The sequence below is a fragment of the Lysobacter sp. M15 genome (genome assembly GCF_022662515.1).
Taxonomy (GTDB): domain Bacteria; phylum Pseudomonadota; class Gammaproteobacteria; order Xanthomonadales; family Xanthomonadaceae; genus JAKPBU01.
In genome coordinates, this window is the sequence record NZ_JAKPBV010000002.1 from 102203 (window position 1) to 125474 (window position 23272).

At 66.9% G+C, this 23272-nt stretch carries 17 protein-coding genes, 3 tRNA genes and 1 pseudogene; 14 read left to right on the forward strand and 7 right to left on the reverse strand.

The window, feature by feature from the left end:
* The first annotated feature begins 47 nt into the window (after positions 1-47).
* Complete coding sequence (locus tag MC380_RS01265) at positions 48-2417, forward strand: prepilin-type N-terminal cleavage/methylation domain-containing protein (protein WP_277929827.1); 2370 nt, start codon at positions 48-50, stop codon at positions 2415-2417.
* 42 nt (positions 2418-2459) lie between these two features.
* Positions 2460-2536: transfer RNA gene (locus MC380_RS01270), tRNA-Asn, on the forward strand.
* Between the two features lie 97 nt (positions 2537-2633).
* Here the strand turns inward: MC380_RS01270 and MC380_RS01275 are convergent.
* Entirely contained in the window at positions 2634-3170 is a 537-nt protein-coding gene (locus MC380_RS01275; RefSeq protein ID WP_242162573.1) for a GspH/FimT family pseudopilin, read from the reverse strand.
* Between the two features lie 331 nt (positions 3171-3501).
* On the opposite strand from MC380_RS01275, the gene uvrB reads away from it, so the two are divergent.
* The 12 genes and pseudogenes from uvrB to MC380_RS01335 all read left to right on the forward strand — a co-directional run bounded on the left by uvrB (position 3502) and on the right by MC380_RS01335 (position 15612).
* Positions 3502-5544 (forward strand): excinuclease ABC subunit UvrB, encoded by a 2043-nt coding sequence (gene uvrB, locus MC380_RS01280; protein WP_242104477.1) that lies wholly within the window; start codon positions 3502-3504, stop codon positions 5542-5544.
* A 348-nt stretch (positions 5545-5892) separates the two neighbouring features.
* Positions 5893-5967 (forward strand) — tRNA-Val (locus MC380_RS01285).
* A gap of 221 nt (positions 5968-6188) precedes the next feature.
* Positions 6189-8087 (forward strand): threonine--tRNA ligase, encoded by a 1899-nt coding sequence (gene thrS / locus MC380_RS01290; protein ID WP_242162575.1) that lies wholly within the window; start codon positions 6189-6191, stop codon positions 8085-8087.
* A gap of 71 nt (positions 8088-8158) precedes the next feature.
* Positions 8159-8680, forward strand: a complete 522-nt coding sequence (gene infC / locus MC380_RS01295) for a translation initiation factor IF-3 (RefSeq protein WP_242104641.1) — start codon at positions 8159-8161, stop codon at positions 8678-8680.
* Positions 8681-9162: 482 nt separating this feature from the next.
* Positions 9163-9360, forward strand: coding sequence for a 50S ribosomal protein L35 (gene rpmI / locus MC380_RS01300; RefSeq protein WP_006449141.1), 198 nt, complete (start codon positions 9163-9165; stop codon positions 9358-9360).
* A gap of 11 nt (positions 9361-9371) precedes the next feature.
* Positions 9372-9710 (forward strand): annotated as a pseudogene (gene rplT / locus MC380_RS01305) (50S ribosomal protein L20); the annotation flags it as partial.
* Positions 9711-10101: 391 nt separating this feature from the next.
* The gene (gene pheS, locus MC380_RS01310; protein ID WP_242104475.1) at positions 10102-11097 is read left to right on the forward strand and encodes a phenylalanine--tRNA ligase subunit alpha; all 996 of its coding nucleotides are present in this window, start codon (positions 10102-10104) and stop codon (positions 11095-11097) included.
* A 95-nt stretch (positions 11098-11192) separates the two neighbouring features.
* Entirely contained in the window at positions 11193-13580 is a 2388-nt protein-coding gene (pheT, locus tag MC380_RS01315) for a phenylalanine--tRNA ligase subunit beta (RefSeq protein WP_242162577.1), read from the forward strand.
* 14 nt (positions 13581-13594) lie between these two features.
* Positions 13595-13900, forward strand: a complete 306-nt coding sequence (locus MC380_RS01320; protein ID WP_242104473.1) for an integration host factor subunit alpha — start codon at positions 13595-13597, stop codon at positions 13898-13900.
* On the forward strand, positions 13893-14249 hold the full coding sequence (locus MC380_RS01325) for a MerR family transcriptional regulator (protein ID WP_242104472.1): 357 nt from the start codon (positions 13893-13895) through the stop codon (positions 14247-14249). The genes MC380_RS01320 and MC380_RS01325 overlap by 8 nt, the downstream gene beginning before the upstream one ends.
* 113 nt (positions 14250-14362) lie before the next feature.
* Positions 14363-14439: transfer RNA gene (locus MC380_RS01330), tRNA-Pro, on the forward strand.
* 123 nt (positions 14440-14562) lie between these two features.
* Positions 14563-15612, forward strand: a complete 1050-nt coding sequence (locus MC380_RS01335; protein ID WP_242162579.1) for a TraB/GumN family protein — start codon at positions 14563-14565, stop codon at positions 15610-15612.
* Between the two features lie 12 nt (positions 15613-15624).
* On the opposite strand, the gene MC380_RS01340 is transcribed toward MC380_RS01335, so the two are convergent.
* The 6 genes from MC380_RS01340 to MC380_RS01365 form a co-directional block, all read right to left on the reverse strand.
* On the reverse strand, positions 15625-16506 hold the full coding sequence (locus MC380_RS01340; RefSeq protein ID WP_242162581.1) for a hypothetical protein: 882 nt from the start codon (positions 16504-16506) through the stop codon (positions 15625-15627).
* 107 nt (positions 16507-16613) lie between these two features.
* Positions 16614-18521, reverse strand: a complete 1908-nt coding sequence (locus tag MC380_RS01345) for a 3-oxoacyl-[acyl-carrier-protein] synthase III C-terminal domain-containing protein (RefSeq protein WP_242162583.1) — start codon at positions 18519-18521, stop codon at positions 16614-16616.
* 36 nt (positions 18522-18557) lie between these two features.
* A complete protein-coding gene (locus MC380_RS01350) occupies positions 18558-19292 on the reverse strand; it encodes a sterol desaturase family protein (RefSeq protein WP_242162585.1) in 735 nt (244 codons plus the stop codon).
* Positions 19293-19426: 134 nt separating this feature from the next.
* Positions 19427-20098 (reverse strand): ankyrin repeat domain-containing protein, encoded by a 672-nt coding sequence (locus MC380_RS01355; protein WP_242162587.1) that lies wholly within the window; start codon positions 20096-20098, stop codon positions 19427-19429.
* Between the two features lie 20 nt (positions 20099-20118).
* Positions 20119-22032, reverse strand: a complete 1914-nt coding sequence (gene dxs, locus MC380_RS01360) for a 1-deoxy-D-xylulose-5-phosphate synthase (protein ID WP_242162589.1) — start codon at positions 22030-22032, stop codon at positions 20119-20121.
* A 118-nt stretch (positions 22033-22150) separates the two neighbouring features.
* The gene (locus tag MC380_RS01365; RefSeq protein WP_242162591.1) at positions 22151-23239 is read right to left on the reverse strand and encodes a hypothetical protein; all 1089 of its coding nucleotides are present in this window, start codon (positions 23237-23239) and stop codon (positions 22151-22153) included.
* Between the last annotated feature and the right edge of the window lie 33 nt (positions 23240-23272).

The window sequence follows — 23272 nt, forward strand, 5'->3', positions numbered from 1 at the left end:
GAGCGCGAGACATGAGTACAACCAACAGCGGCACTGTCCTTCGTCCGATGCGGGGCTTCAGCCTGATCGAGGTGATGGTCGCGGTCGTCATTCTTGCGACCGGGTTGCTGGCCCTGGCCGCGCTGCAGGGGAGCCTCTCGCGTGCTTCCGCCGACGCCAAGGCGCGTGGTCGAGTGGCCGCGATGCTGACCGCGCGCATGGAAGATCTGCGGTTGCAAAGTGGGGGATTGACTGAAGGCGATGCACCGGAGGAGACGAGCACCACGGATCCATGCGGTGATGGCGACACGACCGATTGGCTCGACTGCACGCGCGCGGAAGCAAACCTCGGATCGCTGACGGTCAACCAGAACGTGACGACGTGGTCCGGCAGCGGCACGTTCACCGCCACGACCACGACCGATCCCGACATGGCCCAGTTCAGGCGCATTACCCTGACAGCGAACTGGACCGATGCGGCCAACAGCGGACATACCCTCACAACCCGCACCGATGTCAGCGCCCTGAGCCTGGTGACATCGCTGGTGCAGCAACCCGATGACTCGGAGTCCGGCGGCAGCAACCCGATCGTGCGTCAGGACAGCCCGGCTACGGCTGGCGTGATTCCAGTCGCGTTGGGCAACGGAGACTCCAGCGCGTCCTCGAACCCGAAACCTGAACTGGTCGGCAGAAACAACAATCAGACCATCGTCGGCACCCGCTTCAACGTGCTGACCTACACGCCGGAAACAGGCGACGCCGCCAGGATCCAGAAGCGGTTCGAAAACGACATCATCAAGTGCACCTGCCAGTACGGGGCAGGCGGCAACAACCTGCCGGAGATCTATCGCACGCCGCAATGGCCCGCGATATGGACGGGCGAACGCTACGACGTCTACGACCCGGACTCGTCGGCGGATGCTCCGGGCCAGACGCTGGCGGCGCCCGCCGGGCCCGCGAGTGGTGTCGAACAGAGTGAGCTTTGCCAGGAATGCTGTCGCGACCACCACGACACCTCTGCGACCGGGGTGGCGAAGTTCGATCCGGAGCGGGTCAGCACCAGTGGGGAGAGCAACGGACGCGAGAAGTACAACCCCAATGGCAGCGGCACGCTTGTCCTGGCGAACACCACCAACGGGACTTACATCAATTCCTGCAGGCTGATCCGGGTGGATGGCTTCTGGCGTACCGCGGCGGACATGTATTCGCGCCAGTTCGGTTTGCTCGAAACCCAGCCCGTCAGTTCGGTGAGGGCCAAGTCCGGCCTGCCGACGACGGCTGCGACAACCGCCTACACCCAGTTCATCAAGGACTACGTGCGCGGCTACCAGACGACGACCGCGAGCAGTGGCAATGCCCCCGCCGGTGCGCAGGCGCTGTTCGACGAAACCGGTCGCGGCCTGAATGCGACGACCGTGCCGATCGCCGCGCCGAGCAATAGCGACTATCGCTATGTCCATGCACGCGGACTCTACATCGACTATCTCGAAGAGGATGCACGGCAGCGGATCGTCGACATTCTTGCCGATACCGGCGATACCGGGGCCTGTCCGACGGGAGGGCCGAACGCGGTTTCCGACGTGTCCGAATGCATCCTGCCGTATCTTCCCTTCACCACGATCAACATGACCGAGATCGCGACGTGGCTGGCCAGCGACGAGAACGTCCTGACGGTCAATAGCGGCAACCTGCTGGCGACCGATCCGGCTCAGCCGTCGGGCGGCCGCACCGTCGGCACATCCGTGGGCACGGCCAACAATACCGGTTCGGCGCGCAATTCGAACTCAGGGGTCGCCTTCAGCGAAGTGGTGGAGGGCGGGGTCGACCCGCTGGACGCCAGCGGCGAATCCTCCGATGCGCAGGAGTTCGAGGTCGGCGGCACCGTCAACGCAGGTCCGACATTCAACGTGCGGGTGACGGGCGGTGGCACCAACCCGTTCGTGTTCTTCACGCTGGGGACGGATCTCAATGTCGAGTGCACCAAGCCCGCGAGCGGCGACCACCGTTGCGTGACCGCGAACGGCACCGTGCTGCCGCAGGCCGGAACGGTCCGCGTTTCGCACTACTGGACCGAGGCAACGACATCGCAAAGCGTGACCACGGCCGTGTGCGACGGCACCAATGCAACCGATACGATCGCAGTGCCGACATTCCGTAACTACGCGGTCACGACGGCAACAATTGGCGCCACCAACGGCACGATCTCGCCCCCGGTCGATGACAACACCATGGCCGAGTACACGGACATCGCTTTCGGCGCGATCGCGGCCAACAACGTGGTGCAACTCACGCTCGCCGAAGAGACCGGCAGCCCGACCAGCGCCACGATCTCGAGCTGCACCACCAACGGCGGCCACAACAAGATCCAGAACGTGCTTTGGAACAAGCCTTGGTGCCCAATTGTCGCGGGCAATCCGCTCAGCGGATGCAGGTCGTGAACGTTGACGTCATCGACAGGCGGCCGCAAAATATGCGGCCCCGCCCGAATAGCTCAGCCGGTTAGAGCACTTGACTGTTAATCAGGGGGTCGTTGGTTCGAGTCCAACTTCGGGCGCCAGACACCTCCAGAAGGCCAGCCGCACAGGCTGGCCTTCTGCTTTCCGGGTCCGCTCGCGTGCGTGGGAGGAGCCCCCAGCATTGGGCCGTGTCAGAGATCAGGGCGCATAAACGCAGTTGCTCGCCGCATCCGCGGTCGGCGTGCCCTGGCGCAGCCGACCGCCGTTCGACATCACCAGGGTCGTGGCTCTGGACGGGCCGCGTCCGTCGCAGAGGGTGAAGGTGACGTTGGAACCGGCGTTGCCGCCATGGGGCTGGAACACCAGGCGGGTGCGGCCGGCGGTGCTGCGCATGCGGACCCCGCCGCCCAAGGCTTGCACGGTCCGCAGCAGCGTGTCGGTGGGGTCTCGTACGCGATCGCCGTCCAGGTCGGCGTAGGCGATCCAGCCCTGGCTCCAGTCGGTGCCCCCCGTGCACCCGGCCGCCGTCCCGGGGCAGGCCACGACTTCGGCACCGGTGAGGGCGGCATGGTTGACCGCCGCGAGCCAGGTGTCGAGGAAGGCTGCCTTCGCCGTGGCGGTGTGCACCTCCGCGTTGGCGTTGCGCAGCGCCGGGACGGCGATGCACGCGAGGATGCTGGCCACCGCCAGCACGATCAGGGCTTCGAGCAGGGTAAATCCGCGATTGCGCCGCATGTCCACGCTCCATGTGGGGAGCGCGCAGGATCGCGAAGACGCCTTGGCCAGCCCATCAGCGCAAGGCGCAGCGGGGCCTAGGAATTTGCCGCATCGGGGTCAGGTGCGCCCCGGGCGTCTGCAGGGCTCCCGCCACCCGGCGAGCCAGCAAAAGCCGTTTCGAATGCCCCCGTCGAGGTTTCCGAGCGCCCCGTCGAGGTTCCGGATGTCCCCGTCGACCTGCCGCACGCCACGGTCCATATCCTGCAGGGCTCGGCGTCACCGCTCGTGATCGGCTCCGGCCGCCCCCGGGCGAGGCGATAAACTGGACGACCGCCCCCATATGCCCCCGATGAACGCCCGAATCGCCCCCATCGACGCTTCTTCCGGCTTTCAGCTGGTGTCCCCGTTCGGCCCGGCCGGCGACCAGCCGCAGGCGATCGAGAAGCTGATCGCCGGCTTCGAGTCCGGGCTGGCCAAGCAGACCCTGCTCGGCGTGACCGGGTCGGGCAAGACCTACACCATCGCCAACGTGGTCCAGGCGATCCAGAAGCCGACCCTGGTCATGGCGCCGAACAAGACTCTGGCCGCGCAGCTGTACGGCGAGTTCAAGGCGTTCTTCCCGCACAACGCGGTGGAGTACTTCGTCAGCTACTACGACTACTACCAGCCCGAGGCCTACGTGCCCTCCTCGGACACCTACATAGAGAAGGACAGCTCGATCAACGAGCATGTCGAACAGATGCGGCTGTCCGCGACCAAGGCGCTGCTGTCGCGCCGCGACACGATCGTGGTGGCAACGGTTTCGGCGATCTATGGCCTGGGCGCGCCGGAGGACTACCTCTCGCTGCGGCTGATCCTGTCGCGCGGCGAGCGCATCGATCAGCGCGAGCTGATCCGCCATCTGACCATGCTGCAGTACACTCGCAACGAAACCGAACTCACCCGCGGCACCTATCGCGTGCGCGGCGAAACCATCGACGTGCATCCGGCCGAGGAGGACGCCGAGGCGCTGCGCATCGAGCTGTTCGATGGCGAGGTGGAGAAGCTGTCGCTGTTCGACCCGCTGACCGGCGCGGCGATTCGGGTGGTGCCGCGCTACACGGTCTATCCTAAGACCCACTACGCCACGACCCGCGACCGCACGCTCAACGCGGTGGAGACGATCAAGGCCGAGTTGAAGGAGCGGCTGGAACAGCTGTACGCGCAGAACAAGCTGGTCGAGGCGCAGCGCCTGGCCCAGCGCACCCAGTTCGATCTGGAGATGATGGCCGAGGTCGGTTACTGCAACGGGATCGAGAACTACTCGCGGCACCTCACCGGGCACGCGCCCGGCGAGCCGCCGCCGTGCCTGTTCGACTACCTGCCGCCGGACGCGCTGCTGGTGGTAGACGAATCGCACGTGACCATTCCGCAGATCGGCGCCATGTACAAGGGCGACCGTTCGCGCAAGGAGACGCTGGTGGAGTTCGGATTCCGGCTGCCGTCGGCGCTGGACAACCGCCCGCTGAAGTTCGAGGAATGGGAGCTGCGCTCGCCGCGCAGCATCTACGTCTCGGCCACGCCGGGTCCGTACGAGCTGCGCGAAACCGAAGGCGAGATCACCGAACTGGTGGTGCGCCCCACCGGGCTGGTCGACCCGCAGGTCGAGATCCGGCCGGTCGCGACCCAGGTCGACGACCTGCTGTCGGAAATCAACGAGCGCGTGGCGATGGGCGACCGCGTGCTGGTCACCACGCTCACCAAGCGCATGGCCGAGAACCTGACCGAGTACTTGTCCGAGCACAACGTGCGCGTGCGCTACCTGCATTCGGACGTGGAAACGGTGGAGCGGGTGGAGATCATCCGCGACCTGCGCCTGGGCAAGTTCGATGTGCTGGTGGGCATCAACCTGCTGCGCGAAGGCCTGGACATGCCCGAGGTGTCGCTGGTGGCGATCCTGGACGCCGACAAGGAAGGCTTCCTGCGTTCGAGCGGCTCGCTGATCCAGACCATCGGCCGCGCCGCGCGCAACCTGCGCGGCAAGGCGATCCTGTATGCGGATTCGGTGACCAAATCGATGCGTGCGGCGATCGACGAAACCGACCGGCGCCGGCAGAAGCAGGTGGAGTACAACGCCGCGCACGGCATCACCCCCGCGAGCGTGGTGCGCGCGATCATGGACGTGATGGAGGGTGCGCGTGCCGAGCCGGGCGAAGTCCAGCGCGGCCGCGGCCGGGGCCGCAAGGTGGCCGAAGAGGCGGAGGACTACGCGACGCTTTCGCCATCGCAGATCGCCAGCCGGATCAAGGCGCTCGAGCAGAAGATGTACCAGCATGCCCGCGACCTGGAATTCGAGGACGCCGCCCGCGTGCGCGACCAGCTGCGCCGGCTGAAGGACGCCAGCCTGGGATAGGGCGGGGCGACCCTCCGATCCCCGCCAGCCTCCGTGGGAGCGGCCTCGGCCGCGAATGCTCCTGGCCCGGCCCCGAGTGCCAAAGGCAATCGCGAGCAAGCTCGCTCCCACGCCCGGCTTTCTGTGGGAGCGGCCTCGGCCGCGAATGCTCTTGGCCCGGTCCCGGGTGACACAGGCAATCGCGAGCAAGCTCGCTCCCACGGTGCTTGCCGGTTGTCCGCACAACCCCCGCCGGGCTAGAATTCGCGCCCCTTGCGGGGTTTTGCCCTCACCCTTTGCCCTCTCCCGCGGGCGGGAGAGGGGAAGTGATCGGCGGGCATCGCCCGACCGGGTTATTGTTCAAAAAACGGGCGGTTAGCTCAGCGGTAGAGCACTACCTTGACATGGTAGGGGTCACAGGTTCGAACCCTGTACCGCCCACCACGCGATGCGTGGTTCCCGGTAATTCCGGCAATGCAACGAGGTGCGACATGAGGACTACCGTGCTCCAGCGCTAACGCACCCGAGGCCCAGTTCCAGCGGAAGGCGCCCCCGGGCGCTTTTTTTGTTTCCGGAGCTTTCCGGCCTGCTTGCGGGAGCGACGTCAGTCGCGAGCTCCCGCAAGTCCCAGAATCGCGACTGACGTCGCTCCTACAAAGATCATCATGGTCACGATCACCCTTCCCGACGGCAGCCGCCGTGAGTTCGACACCCCGGTCTCGGTCGCGGACGTCGCCGCATCCATCGGCCCCGGCCTGGCCAAGGCCGCGCTTGCCGGCAAGGTCGACGGCAGGCTGGTCGACACCAGCCATCGCATCGAACACGACGCGGCGCTCGAGATCGTCACCGACAAGCATCCCGATGCGCTCGACGTGCTGCGCCACTCCACCGCGCACCTGCTGGCGCAGGCGGTACAGCGCCTGCACCCGGGCGCGCAGGTCACCATCGGCCCGGTCATCGAGAACGGCTTCTACTACGACTTCGCCTACGAGCGTCCGTTCACGCCCGAGGATCTGCCGGCGATCGAAGCCGAGATGCAGAAGATCGTGAAGGAAGCGCAGCCCGTCTCGCGTCGTGTGATGTCGCGAAACGAGGCCACCAAGTTCTTCCGCGACATGGGCGAGGAGTACAAGGCGCAGATCATCGAGGCGATCCCCGCCGACGAGGAGCTCTCGCTGTACGCGCAGGGCGAATTCACCGACCTGTGCCGCGGCCCGCACGTGCCGTCCACCGACAAGCTGCGCAGCTTCAAGCTGATGAAGGTGGCCGGCGCCTACTGGCGCGGCGACCACAACAACGCGATGCTCAGCCGCATCTACGGCACCGCCTGGCTCAACGACAAGGACCTCAAGGCCTACCTGACCCAGCTGGAGGAAGCCGAGAAGCGCGACCACCGCCGGATCGGCAAGCAGCAGGACCTGTTCCACCTGCAGGAAGAAGCGCCCGGCCTGGTGTTCTGGCACCCCAAGGGCTGGAGCATCTGGCAGGTGGTCGAGCAGTACATGCGCCGCGTCTACCGCGAGACCGGCTATGGCGAGGTGCGCTGCCCGCAGATCCTGGACGTGTCGCTGTGGCAGAAGTCCGGCCACTGGGACAATTACAAGGACAACATGTTCTTCACCGAGTCTGAGAAGCGGACCTATGCGGTGAAGCCCATGAACTGCCCCGGCCATGTGCAGGTCTTCAACCAGGGCCTGCACAGCTACCGCGACCTGCCGATCCGCTACGGCGAGTTCGGCGCCTGCCACCGCAACGAGCCCTCGGGCGCCCTGCACGGCATCCTGCGCGTGCGCGGCTTCACCCAGGACGACGGCCATGTGTTCTGCACCGAGGCCCAGATCGAGTCCGAGGTGACCGCCTTCCACCGCCAGGCGATGCAGGTCTACGCGGACTTCGGCTTCACCGACGTCCAGCTCAAGATCGCCCTGCGCCCCGAGCCGCGGCTGGGCGACGATGCGACCTGGGACCGTGCCGAGGCGGCGCTGCGCAACGCCCTGCGGGCCGCCGGGGTGGACTGGCAGGAGCTGCCGGGGGAGGGCGCCTTCTACGGCCCGAAGATCGAATACCACCTCAAGGACGCCATCGGCCGGACCTGGCAGCTGGGCACGATGCAGGTCGATTTCATGATGCCGGGTCGCCTGGGCGCTGAATACGTGGACGAGCACAGCCAGCGCCAGACCCCGGTGATGCTGCACCGGGCCATCGTCGGGTCGATGGAGCGCTTCATCGGCATCCTGATCGAGCACCACGCCGGCAGCTTCCCGGCCTGGCTGGCCCCGGTCCAGGCGGTGGTGGCCAATATCACCGATGCCCAGGCGGACTGGGTCGAGGACGTGAGAAAAACCCTTGCAAATCAAGGGTTCAGGGTCGAAGCTGATTTGCGCAACGAGAAGATCGGCTATAAGATCCGCGAGCACACGCTGCAGCGCGTGCCGTACCTGCTCGTGGTGGGGGACCGCGAGAAGGAAAGCGGGGCGGTGGCCGTGCGCACGCGCGGCGGGGAAGACCTGGGAACCATGTCCGTGGCCGACTTCGCACAACGCTTGCGTACCGAAGCGCTGTAGCATCTGCGGCGCAAGCCGAGCCCGTCCGCAACGATCGTGCGGTCGGAACGTTCCATTTTGGAGATTGCAACATCAGTACACCGGAAAAGCAGAACCGCCGTAACCAGGAGATCCGCGTCCCACGCGTGCGCGTGATCGGCAGCGACGGCGAGATGATCGGCGTGTTGTCGCGCGACGAGGCGCTGGCCATGGCCGAGGAAGAGGCGTTGGATCTCGTGGAGATCCAGCCCAACGCGGACCCGCCGGTCTGCAAGATCATGGACTTCGGCAAGTTCAAGTTCGAGCTGCAGAAGAAGGCCAACGAGGCCAAGAAAAAGACCAAGCAGGTCGAGATCAAGGAAATGAAGTTCCGCCCCGTCACCGACGAGGGCGACTACCAGATCAAGCTGCGCAACATGCGCCGCTTCCTGGAAGAGGGCGACAAGATCAAGGTCAACATCCGCTTCCGTGGCCGCGAGATGAGCCACCAGGAGCTCGGCCGCGAGATGGCGGCGCGGATCGAGGCCGACCTGGGCGATGACATCGTGATCGAATCGCGCCCGCGCCTGGAAGGGCGGCAGATGGTGATGATGATCGCGCCGAAGAAGAAATGAATCCCGCCACCTGCGGGTGGCGATGCCGGCCGCTGCACTCCCCCTGACGAGAGCGTGCAGCCGCAGGGCGGGCCCTGGCCCGCCTTCCCCGAGATCCAGCAACGTAAGGTGGGTCCTGGTGCAGTGTGCTATGGATCCAGGGATCCCCGGCTTAGCGGCGTCGCCGCTTCGAAGACGCTCCGCCGTGCGCGGTCCGGATTTTTATCCGGATGGCGGGCCAGGGCCCGCCCTACAGGCCTGATTTGCAAGGAAAACCGCTACCCTGCATAATGCGCGGCTCGCTGTGCCGGTATGCTCCGGCATGCGTGTGGACCCGTCGTCTTCCGAACGCCTCGGCCTTTGGGATCAACGACTTACCAACCGGCACGGGCAGGACGGAAAGCCCGGCTTTCGGAGCAAGGCCTTTGCAGGGCCGCGACCCAGTCGCAACGCACCGGGAGCTGGCGCCCAGGCCAGTCATCGATTTCGCAAGGACATCTCTCATGCCCAAGATCAAGACCAATCGGGCGGCGGCCAAGCGCTTCCGGAAGACCGCTTCCGGCAAGTACAAATGCGGCCACGCCAACAGAAGCCACATCCTCACCAAGAAAGCGACCAAGCGGAAGCGCAACCTGCGGCAGACGAACCACGTCCGCCCGGAAGACGCCGGCCGTCTGGACCGCATGCTGCCGTATTTGTGAGGAGATAAGACATGGCACGAGTCAAGCGTGGTGTCACGGCGCGCCGCCGTCACAAGAAAGTCATTCGCCAGGCCAAGGGTTATTACAACGCCCGCCGCAAGGTTTTCCGCGTCGCCAAGCAGGCGGTCACCAAGGCACTGCAGTACGCCTACATCGGTCGCAAGCTGAAGAAGCGCCAGTTCCGCAGTCTGTGGATCGCGCGCATCAATGCCGCTTCGCGCATGTACGGCCTGAGCTACAGCCGCTTCATGAACGGCCTGCAGAAGGCCGGCATCACCCTGGACCGCAAGGTCCTGGCCGACATCGCGGTGCATGACCTCGCCGGTTTCGGCACGCTGGCCGAAGCGGCCGGCAAGGCGCTGAACCTCGAAGTCAAGAAGCCGGTCAGCCTGCCGCGCTTCGTGCGCGAGGTCCCGGCCAAGGCCGAGGCCACGTCGGGCGCTGCTTCGAAGAAGAAGGCGCCGGCCAGGAAGACTGCCGCCAAGGGCGACAAGGCGCAGGACGGCCAGGCCGCAGCGTAAGGCGCGGTCTCCCCGCGAGTCGTCACCAGTGGGGAAGGGCGCAGGTCCTTCCCCATTTTGTTTTCATCGTCGTCATCCCGGTGCAGCCTGCCCCCGAGAGGGCAGGGGTCCAGTGTCCTGAGGCGTCGTTCGGCGCCTGCGACAACAGGTCCATGGGTCCACCCTGTCTCACAGGGCAGCCTTCCGGGTGGCGATTCGGGATTTCGAGGCTGATCGGCGAATGAGCGAAATCGAATCGTTGTCGAAGCAGGCGGTGGCCGACATCGCGGCGGCGCAATCGCCAGACGCGCTGGAAGGACTGCGGGTTTCGTTGCTCGGCAAGCACGGCAGCGTCACCGCGCTGCTGAAGTCGCTGGGAACGCTGCCTGCCGAGCAGCGCAAAGCCGCGGGCGAAGAGATCAACCGTGCGCGCGATGCGATCGGCGCGGCTCTGGCCGCGCGCAAGCTGGCCCTGGACGATGCGGCGCTGGACGCGCGCCTGGCCACCGAAACGATCGACGTGACCCTGCCCGGACGCGATGCCGGGCGCGGCGGGCTGCACCCGATCAGTCGCACCATCGAGCGCATGGAGAACATTTTCGCGCGTCTGGGCTACGAACTCGCCGACGGCCCCGAGATCGAGGACGACTGGCACAACTTCGAAGCATTGAACTTCCCGCCGCACCATCCGGCGCGGGCGATGCACGACACGTTTTATTTCGGCGACGGCCGCCTGCTGCGCACCCACACCTCGGGCGTGCAGGTGCGTTACATGGACGCGCACAAGCCGCCGCTGCGGATGATCGCGATCGGCAAGGTCTACCGGTCCGACTCCGACCAGACCCATACGCCGATGTTCCATCAGTGCGAAGGCCTGCTGGTCGACGAGCACGCTAGCTTCGCCGATCTCAAGGGCACGCTGGTGGAGTTCGTGCGTGCGTTCTTCGAGCGCGACTTCGAGATGCGCTTCCGGCCGAGCTACTTCCCCTTCACCGAGCCATCAGCCGAAGTGGACATCGCCTGGCAGCAGGCCGATGGCTCCACCCGCTGGCTTGAAGTGCTCGGCTGCGGCATGGTCCATCCGAACGTGCTGCGCAATGTCGGGATCGATCCGGAGCGGCATACCGGCTTCGCCTTCGGCATGGGCATCGAGCGCCTGGCCATGCTGCGCTATGGCGTGGACGACCTGCGCAGCTTCTTCGACAACGACGTGCGGTTCCTGCGGCAGTTCGCCTGAAGGCGGGGATTGGGGATTGGGGGTTCGTCAAGGCGGCGACCCCGGCTCCTGATCTCCAATCCAGAATCCAGAATCCCGAATCCCCAAATTTCAGAATGAAATTTTCAGAAAACTGGCTGCGCCAGCACGTACAGACCGACGCGAGCCGCGACGAACTGGCCGCGACGCTGACCGCGATCGGTCTGGAAGTCGAAGAGCTCACGCCGCTGGGCGAAGGTCTTGATGGCGTGGTCGTGGCGCAGATTCTCGGCGCCGAGCCCCATCCGGAGGCCGACAGGCTGCAGGTGTGCAGCGTCGACGCGGGGCAGGGCGCTCCCTTGCAGATCGTATGCGGCGCACCGAACGCGCGCGTGGGCCTGAAGGCGCCGCTCGCCACGATCGGTGCGCAAGTGGGCGAGCTCACGATCAAGGCGGCCACGCTGCGCGGCGTGGAGTCGAACGGCATGCTCTGCTCAGCGAAAGAGCTGGGCCTCGACACCGATGCCTCCGGCCTGCTCGAACTTCCCGACGACGCGCCGGTCGGCAGCCCGCTGGCCGAATATCTCGGCCTGCCCGACGCCAGCTTCGAGCTCAAGCTCACGCCGAACCGCGCCGACTGCTTCAGCGTTCGCGGTATCGCCTATGACGTGGCCGCGGCGAGCGGCAGCGAAGTGGTTGTATTCGACGCCACGCCGATGCCGGCCTTGAACGACAGGACGCTGGTGGTCGAACTGGACGCCGGGCCCAGGGTGCCGCGGTTCGTCGGCCGCGCGATCGAGGGCGTGAATGCCAACGCACGGACGCCGGTGTGGATGGGCGAACGCCTGCGCCGTAGTGGCGTGCGGCCGATCAGCTTCCTGGTCGACGTGACCCAGTATGTGATGCTTGAACTCGGCCAGCCCATGCATGCCTTCGACCTCGATACGCTGGCGCAGCCGATCGTGGTGCGCGCGGCCCGCGCGGGCGAGCAGGTCAGGTTGCTCGACGGCCGCACGGTGGCAGTGGACGAAGATTTCCTGGTCGTCGCCGACAGCCAGGGCGGCCATGGGGCACGCGCTGTCGCGTTGGGCGGCATCATGGGCGGCTACGACACCCGTGTCGCCGACGCCACCCGGAACGTGTTCCTGGAAGCCGCGCACTGGATTCCGTCGGCGATCATCGGCCGCGGCCGCAAGCTCGGCCTGCATACCGATGCCGGTCATCGCTTCGAACGCGGGGTCGACCCGGAACTGCCGCGCCAGGCGATCGAGGTGGCGACGCGCCTGATCGTGGAGATCGCAGGCGGTGCGCCCGGCCCGGTCACTGAAGCGGTGCGTGCCGATGTGCTGCCGCAGCCGCGCCGCATCGGACTGCGTCGCGCGCGCCTGGCGCGTCTGCTCGGCACCGCAATCGGCGACGCCGAGGTCGAGCGGATCCTGCGCGCGCTCGGCCTGGAGGTCGCCGCGAATGCCGATGGCTGGGACGTCACGGCGCCGACCCGCCGTTTCGACCTGGCCATCGAGGAAGACCTGGTCGAGGAAATCGCACGCATCCACGGTTACGACGCGATCCCCGCGACGCTTCCAGGCGGGTCGGTGCAGACTGCCGCAGGCACCGAAACCCGGATCGATGAAGCGGCGGTGCGTCGCCAGCTGGCCGCGCGCGACTATCTGGAAGCGGTGAACTACGCCTTCGTCGACAGTGCGCTGCTCGGCAAATGGCGCGCCGATGCCGGTGTAGTGCCGCTGGCCAATCCGCTGAGCGCGGAGCTGGCGGTGATGCGCACGCAGCTGCTGCCCGGGCTGGTGGACGCGCTGGCACGCAATGTCGCGCGCCAGCAGCCGCAGGTCCGGTTGTTCGAGATCGGCAAGGTCTTCGCCGACGATCCGGGCAATCCGCCGCGCGAAACCTTGCGGATCGCCGCGGTCGCCTGCGGCGATGCGCGGCGCGAACAGTGGGGCGTAGCGGCGCGCGGCGTGGATTTCCACGACCTGAGCGGCGATCTGGAGAGCCTGGCGGCCCTGGCTGGCGCCACGCTGGAGTACCGGCCATCGCAGGCACCGCATGGCCACCCGGGCCGGTCCGCCGACGTGTTCCGCGATGGGCATGCGATCGGCTGGATCGGCCAGCTGCATCCGCGGCTGCAGCGTGCGCTGGATATCGACACAGAGGCGGTCGCCTTCGAGCTGGACCTCGAGCCGTTGCTGCGGCGCCGGATTGCCCGTGCGGCCGCGCTGTCGCGTTATCCGTCCGTCCGCCGCGACCTCGCGTTCGTCGTTCCGGACGCCGTGCCATGGGCGTCGGTCTCGGAAACGGTGAAAGCGGCCGCGGGCCCGGTTTTGCGGGAGCTGCGGCTGTTCGACCGCTATCTCGGCAAGGGGGTCGAACCCGGTTTCAAGAGTCTCGCTATAGGCTTGATTCTGCAGGAAGATTCCCGCACCCTGACCGACCGCGATGTAGACGGGGTGGTGGCCGCGGTTATGGCTGCCCTGCAGCGCGACCATGCCGCGGCGATCCGCGGCTGACGGGGAAGGCGAAGATGGCGTTGACCAAGGCGGAAATGGCGGAGCGGCTGTTCGACGAAGTCGGGCTGAACAAGCGCGAGGCGAAGGAATTCGTCGACGCCTTCTTCGACGCGCTGCGCGAATCGCTCGAGCGTGGGCGCCAGGTCAAGCTTTCGGGCTTCGGCAATTTCGACCTGCGCCGCAAGAACCAGCGACCCGGCCGCAATCCCAAGACCGGCGAAGAAATCCCGATTTCCGCGCGCACCGTGGTCACCTTCCGTCCTGGGCAGAAGCTCAAGGACCGGGTCGAGGCGTACTCCAGCGGGGTGCCGCATGCTTGATCCGGGCAGCAATCGCGAACTGCCGCCGATCCCGGCCAAGCGCTACTTCACCATCGGCGAAGTCAGCGAGCTGTGCGATGTGAAACCGCACGTGCTGCGCTACTGGGAGACCGAATTCCCCAGCCTCAAGCCGGTCAAGCGGCGCGGCAACCGCCGCTACTACCAGCGCCACGACGTGCTGATGGTGCGCCAGATCCGCGGCCTGCTGTACGAGCAGGGCTACACCATCGGCGGCGCGCGCCTGCGCCTGGAAGGCGACGGAGCGAAGGAGGAATCCGCGCTCAGCTCGCAGATCGTGAAGCAGGTGCGGCAGGAACTGGAAGAGATCCTGCAGCTGCTGCGGCGCTGAACCGCCCCTGGGTGCGCGGGGCCATTGCCGCGATTGCCGTTCTACGCAAAATCCGGCCGGGGAACAGGAATCGCGGCCAAGGCCGCTCCCACAGACGCTATAATCCTGCCCACCGGGGTATAGCGCAGCCTGGTAGCGCACTTGTCTGGGGGACAAGTGGTCGTCGGTTCAAATCCGGCTACCCCGACCAATTCAAGCGATCCATGAAACCTGTTTTCATGAAGCGCTCCGCAACGCCCGGCTCGCCGGGCGTTTTGTTTGGGAGCGCCGATGGCAGGATGCCCGCGGTCCGCAATCTTCCGTGTTGAATGCCATGGCCCTACGCCGTCCCTTGCTGCTGCTGCTCGTCCTTGCGCTCGGGATCGCCGCGACCGCCTCCGCGCAGGACCCGGCACCCGCGCCCGCCGCACCGCCGATAGCGACCCCGACCGCAGGCGCGCCCGAAATTCCGATCCGTGACCTGGAGGCCATCGTTGTCACCGGCGTGCAGCCCGGTCCCGGGCTGTGGCGGGTCAGCAAGGGCGGCCATGTGATGTGGGTGCTCGGCACGCTCTCGCCGCTGCCGCGCGGAATGCAGTGGGACTCTGGCGCGATCGAGAAGGCGATTTCGCAATCGCAGGAAGTGCTGTTCTCGCCTTCGGTCGAGATCAAGACCGATCGCGGTTTCTTCGGCAACCTCGTTCTGCTCCCGAGTGCGCTCAAGGCGCGGCGCAATCCGGACGGCAAGCGCCTGCAGGACGTGGTCACCCCGGAGCAGTACGCCCGCTGGCAGGTGCTCAAGGCCAGGTACATCGGCGGCGATCGCGGCATCGAGCAATGGCGGCCGGTGTTCGCGGCGTTGGAGTTGTACGACAAGGCGATTCGCAAGTCGGGCATGAGTGCGCGCGGACTGATCGGGCCGACGGTCACGAAGCTCGCGAAGCGCCACGGTGTGAAGGTCAGCAACCCCAAACTCATGATCACCATCAGTCAGCCCAGGCAGGCGCTGAAGGAATTCGCGAACACGTCGCTCGAAGACCTGGACTGTTTCGGCAAGACCATGGACCGGATCGAAACGGACCTGGGCACCATGGTCGCGCGCGCCAACGCCTGGGCCATCGGCGACATCCAGACCCTGCGCGAACTGCCTTACGGCAACCAGTTCACGACCTGTTCGGCGGCCTTCAGCAGCGCCGCGCTCGCACGCAAGCATGGCGTGGCCGACATGGCCGGGCAGATGCAGAACAAATGGCTCGCGGCGGCGGAGTCCGCGCTGATGCGCAATCACACGACCTTCGCCACGCTGCCGATCGCCGAGCTGCTGAAGAGCGATGGCTATCTCGCCCGGCTCGAGGCCAAGGGTTATACGGTCGAAGCGCCCTGACCAGCGTCGCTCCTACGACGCGGAGACCTGCATTGCCGCTTTCTTGCCCATCAGGAAGGCATGCAGCATCTCGGTCGACAGGCCATGCAGGGTCAGGCGAAAACCGGCGCGCAGGGTGGACATGGGCACGAGCGGATGCCGGTTGTTGAGCAGGATCAGATGCTCGCGCGCGTCGAGGATGGTGGCCGAGTACAGGCCGATGGTTTCGTCCAGCTGCAGCGAATTGGTCGCCCGCCAGAAATCGCTGTCGGTCAGCAGCAGCTGGTAGATCGGGGTGAACAGCTCGATCGAGCTTTGCAGATCGAGGAAATTGCGCCGGCGCCGCGGCATGTCGGCGAGTTCCAGTGATGGGCGCACGATCATCGACAGGTCCGGCGCGGGCACGTGCTCCAGGCTGCGCCCGGATTCGCGCAGGTTCTGGTTGAGGCGGATAACGAAGTTGTAGAGGTTGAGGTCGTGGACCAGGAACATGTCCTCGCGCACGTCTTCGATCCTGAGCGGCTTGAGCGGATTGGTCGCGGTGTCGGTGCCGGAGTTGCGGGCGATGAATGCGAGCACCTGCGAGCCCAGATGGAAGTGGCGCAGGATCAGCCAGTTCGCTTCGGGCCGGATGAAGTTCTCCATGCCCCAGGCCAGCAGTCGGTGCAGCTGGCGCGAGAACGCCCAGCGGCGCGGCGTGAACGTCTTGACCACCTGGAACAGCACGATCAGCGTGCGCGCGAACGGGCGCACGAACGGCAGCACGAACTGGCGCGAGCGCGAGCTGGAATCCGCCAGCCAGGCACGCTTCACCTCCTCGTCCAGCGGCGTGCTCCGGTCGAGGTAGAGCGCAAGCCAGGGGCTGGGATCGCGCGGGTCGTAGGCCTGTTCGAGGAAGTCGGGCGTATGTTTCATGGCGGGCTGTCAGGATTCGACCGTGAGGTCGCGACGGCATCGGGGCACCCGGCTCGGCCTGGCGCAGGCACGTTCCGATGTGCGGCGCCTTGCAAGGCGGCCGGGCGTCATGGGGTGATGTGTTCGAACTGCATCAGGTAGAGCTCCGCGGTGCGCCGGGCGGTGTCGATGATCGCACGCGCGCCTGCGCCGTCGGCATCGTGGTCCAGCACGATCTCGACCGCCCGCAGCCAGCGCAGCAGGTGGTGCTCGTCGTTGGCGCCGTGGTACTCGAGAAAGCGGAACGCATCCGCGGGCAGGCCATCTGCAGCGCCGGTCAGGCTGACCTTCATCAGCGGCAGCAGGGCAGGGATGATGCGCTGGCCGGTCCCCTCGATGATGTAGATGGCGCCGAGCAGGCCGAGCGGGTTCGGGGTGGCCGCCAGCGCGTGCAGGTAGCTGTTCAGCGCTTCGCCGCCGGGATTGCGGCGCAGCAGGTCGATGTCCGCGACGCATCCGCCGGCTTTCCGGTAATCCTCGAACAGGATCATGTAATCGTCCTGCTCGTCGCCGGCATGGGTTTCGATCAGCGCGCGCAGGGCGTCGTAGGGCGGAAGGACAGACGCCGCGCCTTCGCGCATCCACTTGCTGCCCTCGCGCACCTGCGGGATCCAGTGCTCCATCCATCGTACATAGTCCGCCTGATCGAAGCGCCGCTCGCGCAGCTTGCGGATCAGCGGCGTACGCCAGGCGCGGGACCGGTAGGAATGCCATACCGCGGCCAGCTCCGCGAGCAGATGACGGAGCGCTTCGGGAGCATCGGCGGGGTCGTGCGGCGGAGCGATGACATCGTCGTCAGCAGCCGGCATCGGAATCCCGGCAGGACGGAAGGAGAAGGATTCGCCGGGGACATCCGCTGCTTCCACTTCGATCAGTGCAAACGCCACGGTGAACCGTCCCGATTCCGGGATGAAGCACAGGATCTGCTGGCCGGGTGCCACCTGGCGAGTGCGCAGGAACTCGTCGAGCATGATGAAGATCGAAGCCGCACCCGTGTTGCCGCGCGTGGTGAGGTTGCTGTACCAGCGCTCGCGGGGGATCGACAGCCCGGCTTTGTGCATCAGCTCGTCGACCACCGGTGCGAACTTTTCGGACGAGTAGTGGCAGAGGAAATGATCGACCCGCTCCGGCTCCAGCCATCCATCCTTCGCCAGCTGCGCGTACTCATGGATCCCGACATCGAACAGGTGCGGCAGCAGACGGATGTCCTGGCGCAGGAACAGCGCGCCGTCGGCCTCCGCTTCCTGCCACGATGCGTAGTCCAGATGCGAGCGCGAACGGTCCGGCGTCAGCCCCAGCTGCATGCACACGGGGTAGTCGCCGGAGAACGAGCGCTGGTGCATGAAACGCAGGCGCAGCCGCACCCCGGCGCGCGACTGCGGCGAGGACGTCAGCAGCAGCGAACCGGCGCCGTCGGACAGCATCCAGCGCAGGAAGTGCGCATCGAAATCGGCGTCGTAGCCGCGTGCCGCGTAGCGCGAGCGCTTGAACAGGCGCGAAGGCATCTCCGCCGCGGCCACCAGCGCATGCGCATGCGAACCCAGTTCGACCGACGCCGCGGCCGCTTCCCAGGCGCCGACGCCGGAGGCGCAGATCCCGTGGCTGGAGAAGGTCTGCATCGGCGGCGCCGACATCTGCCCGAGCACCATGCTGGCGAAGCCGGGCATCAGCGCATCGCCGCCCGAAGTGCCGCAGGCGAGCAGGCCGATCTCGTCGATGCGAAGGCGGGCATCGGCCAGGCAGTCGGCGATGGCGTTGGCGGCCATGGCGGAGCAGGCATGCACGGTGCGGCCTTCGGGATCGATCGCGTAATGGCGTGCGCGGATCCCGTTTTCCGCCAGGATCCGGCGCTTGATGCGACCGGAAAGACGCGTCAACGGGGCGATGTAGGCATCCATGCCGTCGTTGTCGACGGGCGGGCCGGGCAGGAATCGGCCGGTGCCCTGGATCCAGGTGCGTTCGAAGCGGAGTGGCATGCAGCGTCCTGCGAGGGGGAAGGGGTCGAGCCGGCGTCAGCGATGCGTCGCCGCGTCGCCGTCGATTTGAGTGCCCGAAAGCCGGTCGAACACCGGCAGCAGGAACCCGTAGTTGCCGTGGTAGCGCGCGTGGTGCAGGGCATGGCGGCGGCTGGCGCCGAGCAGCCCGCGCGCGGGCGCGCTGCGGCTGAGCTCGTAGTTGGCGTGACCCAGGACGTTGAGCAGGATGCTCAGCACCGGCAGGCACAGCAGCGCCTCGAAGCTGAAATCGTGCAGCAGCATCGGCACCAGCGGCACGCTGCCGAGCAGCAGCGCCTCGACCGGATGGAAGGCGTAGGTCGAGAACGGCGTGGGAACGTGCGAGCGGTGGTGATCGGCATGGAACCGTCGCAGTACCCGTGTGTGGAGCAGGCGGTGGCAGGCATAGAAGTGCAGCTCGTTCCAGAGGAACAGTGCCGCGACCTCGGCAGCGACCCGCACCGCCGACGGATCCGGCGTCAGACTCGCCCAGCCCAGCTTCAGGATGGCCCAGGGGAACACCACCCCGGCACCGAAGATCAGGATCGAAACGCATGCCTGTGCAATCTCGCGGCGGTACTGGTCCGCGGGCAGCTCACGCGGATCGAGTGTCCGCCCGAAGCCGATGCGCGGCAGCGCCACGCGCGTCAGCCACAGGGCCGCCAGTGCCGTCGCGAAATACAGCACGGCGAAGTAGGCGGTTCCTGCCGTCATGACCTGCCATGCGTTGCGCGAGACGAACCACTCGCCCACCTGACGTTCCCTGCTCGTTTGCGGTCGCACGCACTATAGCGAAGGCGATCTTGCGATATCAGCACCGCCCGCACCCCGGGTCTGACGAGTCCGGTGGCTCGTGCCGAGACCCCGGCGTCGCCAGGCTGGAGACCTCAGTCGTGAGGCTTGCCCAGCAGGTGCGCGCGCAGGTCGGCGTCGTGGCCGGGAATGCGGAAGGTGCCGTAGCAAAGCAGCCGCAGGATCGCGCGTGGGCGGCGATGCCAGCTGGCCCACGCCAGCGGCGAGTCTCCGTATGCATCCTTCGCGTCCAGCGCCGCGCCTGCGTCGAGCAGCAGGCGGATGGTGCGCTCGCCACCGAACGCAGCAGCGCGATGCAACGGCGTTTCGCCACGGGTGCGGCAATCACGCATGAAAGCACCGGTTTCGGCATGTGGCCGGGTCGCCCGATTGGGATCGGCGCCATGGGCCAGCAGCACCTCCATCGCCAGGTCGTAGCGGACGCGGTCGTCGTTCGCCAACACCGCATGCAACGGCGTCTCGCCGGTATCGGGCAAGGGCCGGTTGGGGTCGGCACCGTGCTCCAGAAGGAACTGGCATAGCTGCCAGTGGCCGTGGAACGCCGCGCCGTTGAGGTCGTGGTTGTCCCCGAGCGAGGCCAGCGACTCGCCATGTTCGAGCAGGTGCCGGATCGCGGACACGTCGCCGTAGTAGGCGCACCAGCGGATCAGCGATACCCCATCCGCATCCGCGGCGGTGGCGAGGCCACCGTGTGCGACGTGGTCGAAGACCAGATCGGTCCGTCCGTTGGCGATGCGCTGGAACATGGTCCCTGCGACGCGGCCGGTTATCCCGCAGCGGCTGAAAGGGGCGTCCGCGGCGCCAGCAGGTCCGGCCAGCGAGCCTGTACCGCGGCGCGGATGCCGTCGGTGTCGAGTCCGGCTTCGCTGAGCAGGTCCTCGCGGCTCGCATGGTGCTGAAATTCGTCTGGCAGCCCCAGGTGCAGGATCGGCATGGAGATGTTCTCCGCAGCCAACAGTTCCGCCACCGCGGAACCGGCGCCGCCCATCACGACATTGTCTTCAAGGGTGACGAAGCCTTCGTGGCTCTGCGCCAGTTCCAGGATCAGCGCGCGGTCCAACGGCTTGACGAAGCGCATGTTGACGACGGTCAGGCCAAATTCCTCGCCCACCTGTTCGGCGGCCGGCACGATCGCGCCGAACGCGAGCAGCGCGATGCGCGAACCGTGGCGGCGAAGCTCCGCCTGGCCGATGGGCAGCGTGTCCAGATCGGCCCGCACGGCAACACCCGGGCCGGTGCCGCGTGGATAGCGCACCGCGGCCGGACCGGCATGCGCGAAGCCGGTGCTGAGCATCTGCCGGCATTCGTTCTCGTCCGCGGGCGCCATCACGACCATGTTCGGCACGCAGCGCAGATAGGACAGGTCGAGGTTGCCGGCGTGGGTGGCGCCATCCGGGCCGACGACGCCACCACGGTCGATCGCGAACAGCACGTCCAGTTTCTGGATCGCAACGTCGTGGACCAGCTGGTCGTAGCCACGTTGCAGGAACGTCGAATAGATCGCGACCACCGGCTTGGCGCCTTCGCAGGCCATGCCGGCGGCGAGCGTGACCGCATGTTGTTCGGCGATGGCGACGTCGAAATAGCGATCCGGATATTCCCTGCTGAAGCGCACCAGCCCGGAGCCTTCGCGCATCGCCGGGGTGATGCCGAGCAGTCTGTCGTCGGCTGCGGCCATGTCGCAGAGCCAGTCCCCGAACACGTCGGTATAGGTCGGTTTCTTCGCGCCCGCCTTCGCCACGACGCCCTGCGACGGATCGAACGGGGACACGGCGTGATAGCCGATCTGGTCGTCTTCGGCGAGCTCGTATCCCTTGCCCTTGGTGGTGATCACGTGCAGCAGCTGCGGACCCTTGAGCTTCTGCAGGGTCTTGAGCGTGGCCACCAGCGCGTGGACGTCGTGCCCGTCGATCGGCCCGGTGTAGTGGAAGCCCATCTCCTCGAACAGGGTGGAGGGCACGAACATGCCCTTCCAGTGCTCCTCCCAGCGGCGCACGAAGCGCGCAGTGCCGCTGCTGCGCTTGTCTCCGAGGATCTTCTTGCCGCCCTCGCGCAGCGCGTTAAGGGTGCGGCTGCCGGTCACGCGCCCGAGCATCCGGGTCATGCCGCCGACGTTCTCGCTGATCGACATGCGGTTGTCGTTGAGGATCACCAGCAGGCTGGGCTCGGGATCCATGCCGCCGGCGTGGTTGAGCGCCTCATAGGCCATGCCGGCGGTCATCGCACCATCACCGATCACCGCGACCACGCGGCGGTCGTTGCCTGCGCGCGCGTTGGCGATGGCCATGCCCAATGCCGCCGAAATCGAGGTCGATGAGTGGCCCACGCCGAAGGTGTCGTAATCGCTTTCCTCGCGCTTCGGGAACGGCGCTACCCCGTCCTTCTGCTTGACCGTGTGGATGCTGTCGCGGCGACCGGTCAGGATCTTGTGCGGATAGCATTGATGGCCGACATCCCAGACGATGCGATCCTCCGGCGTGCGGTACAGGTAGTGCAGGGCAGTGGTGAGTTCGATCACACCCAGCCCGGCACCGAAATGACCACCCGACTTTCCGACCGACTCGATCAGATACGCACGCAGTTCTTCGGCGACCGCCGGCAATTCGGCCTCGTCGAAGGTGCGCAGGTCGGCGGGGCTGTCGATACGCGACAGCCGGGGATAGCGGGTGGAGTCGATCATCCGTGCATTGTAAATCCGCGCGCGGGGGACGGTCGGCACGGCGGCCTGTGCGTTCAGGCCCGCGCCGGTGGGAGCTGTTCCGCCGGAGGCCCCGCTGCAGGCCGTGCCCGTGGCGGACTCAGCGGCCGCGCAGACGCCCGAACAGTCCGGCGGCCTTGGGGGATTCGCCTGACTCGGGCGGGGTGGGGGCCACCAGCTCGGCATAGCCGGTGCGCAGGTTCGCGTTGATGAAGTCCGCCACTTCCTCGGCAGGAACTCCGCTGCCCGCGGCGATCTCGGCCACGGTCGCAGGGCCCTTCATCATCGCTGTGGCGATGCGGAAATGCTTCGGGAACTCGCGCTCGGTCTGCGGCCATTTCGCCAGCCGGTACCTGCCGTCCGGATCGTTGCCGGGGAGCAGCGCGCCGTGCCCGGCGAGCAGCCCGGCATACCACTGCAAGCGTGCGAGTGCCTGTGCCGCGCCCATCCCGGCGGTGGCGGAAGTCCAGGCGGCCTGGTCGAGCTGCTGAAGATCGGCCTGGCGGACGACGGCGTCGAACAGCCCGGCGAGCGGCTTGAGCCCGCCCGGGCCGTGATAGAGCCGTGCATCGGCGTCGAACACGATGCCGATGCCGTCACGCTCATAGCGCCAGCGGCCGGCCAGGGCCCCGGGCGCGAACCAGTCGGCAAGCGTCGGATCGCGCGGTGGCGCCGGGGCAGGTTCGGGTTCTGCGACCGACGCGGCAGCGACGGGCTCGAGCGCCGCGGCCGGTTCCGCCGGTGCCATGGCCTCTTCGTCCGTCGCGATGGGTTGTTCTTCCGGCAGCAGGTCCGCCGGAGCGGGGGCCGGCGTGGAGGAGGAGGGTGGGGCCTCGGCATGCGGCTCGGGGATCCCTGGCGCCGCAGGCGTGACGTCCGCCGGCGCATGCGCATCGATTTCCGCCAGTAGCCTGCCCAGCGTGCGGCCGTTGAACGGCCGCTCGAGCCGATGATCGGCCTGGGTTCTCGGCGAGCTCGTCAGTCCGACCACCTGCTTTCCGGCGGCATGCAGGCGGATCCAACTCATCGGACCGTACATGCTGTCCATGTCGACGATGACGGCGTCCGCTTCGGCTTCGCCCGTCAGCTCCCAGCGATCACCCAGGGCTGACCGCGCCTGCTGGAAGGCAGCGCGCAGATCGGCCTCGGTGGTCGAATCCATGCCGGTGATGCCGAGCTTGCGAACCATCCTGTCCTCCCCTGCGGACCAAAGGCGGCAGTC

What these genes read in the sequence shown, in the direction of transcription:
- MC380_RS01365 (WP_242162591.1), bottom strand. Translation starts at nt 23,239, where the DNA reads ATGGTTCGCAAGCTCGGCATCACCGGCATGGATTCGACCACCGAGGCC.
- MC380_RS01275 (WP_242162573.1), bottom strand. Translation starts at nt 3,170, where the DNA reads ATGCGGCGCAATCGCGGATTTACCCTGCTCGAAGCCCTGATCGTGCTG.
- pheT (WP_242162577.1), top strand. Translation starts at nt 11,193, where the DNA reads ATGAAATTTTCAGAAAACTGGCTGCGCCAGCACGTACAGACCGACGCG.
- MC380_RS01265 (WP_277929827.1), top strand. Translation starts at nt 48, where the DNA reads ATGCGGGGCTTCAGCCTGATCGAGGTGATGGTCGCGGTCGTCATTCTT.
- MC380_RS01320 (WP_242104473.1), top strand. Translation starts at nt 13,595, where the DNA reads ATGGCGTTGACCAAGGCGGAAATGGCGGAGCGGCTGTTCGACGAAGTC.
- MC380_RS01335 (WP_242162579.1), top strand. Translation starts at nt 14,563, where the DNA reads ATGGCCCTACGCCGTCCCTTGCTGCTGCTGCTCGTCCTTGCGCTCGGG.
- pheS (WP_242104475.1), top strand. Translation starts at nt 10,102, where the DNA reads ATGAGCGAAATCGAATCGTTGTCGAAGCAGGCGGTGGCCGACATCGCG.
- MC380_RS01355 (WP_242162587.1), bottom strand. Translation starts at nt 20,098, where the DNA reads ATGTTCCAGCGCATCGCCAACGGACGGACCGATCTGGTCTTCGACCAC.
- rpmI (WP_006449141.1), top strand. Translation starts at nt 9,163, where the DNA reads ATGCCCAAGATCAAGACCAATCGGGCGGCGGCCAAGCGCTTCCGGAAG.
- thrS (WP_242162575.1), top strand. Translation starts at nt 6,189, where the DNA reads ATGGTCACGATCACCCTTCCCGACGGCAGCCGCCGTGAGTTCGACACC.
- MC380_RS01325 (WP_242104472.1), top strand. Translation starts at nt 13,893, where the DNA reads ATGCTTGATCCGGGCAGCAATCGCGAACTGCCGCCGATCCCGGCCAAG.
- MC380_RS01340 (WP_242162581.1), bottom strand. Translation starts at nt 16,506, where the DNA reads ATGAAACATACGCCCGACTTCCTCGAACAGGCCTACGACCCGCGCGAT.
- uvrB (WP_242104477.1), top strand. Translation starts at nt 3,502, where the DNA reads ATGAACGCCCGAATCGCCCCCATCGACGCTTCTTCCGGCTTTCAGCTG.
- MC380_RS01345 (WP_242162583.1), bottom strand. Translation starts at nt 18,521, where the DNA reads ATGCCACTCCGCTTCGAACGCACCTGGATCCAGGGCACCGGCCGATTC.
- dxs (WP_242162589.1), bottom strand. Translation starts at nt 22,032, where the DNA reads ATGATCGACTCCACCCGCTATCCCCGGCTGTCGCGTATCGACAGCCCC.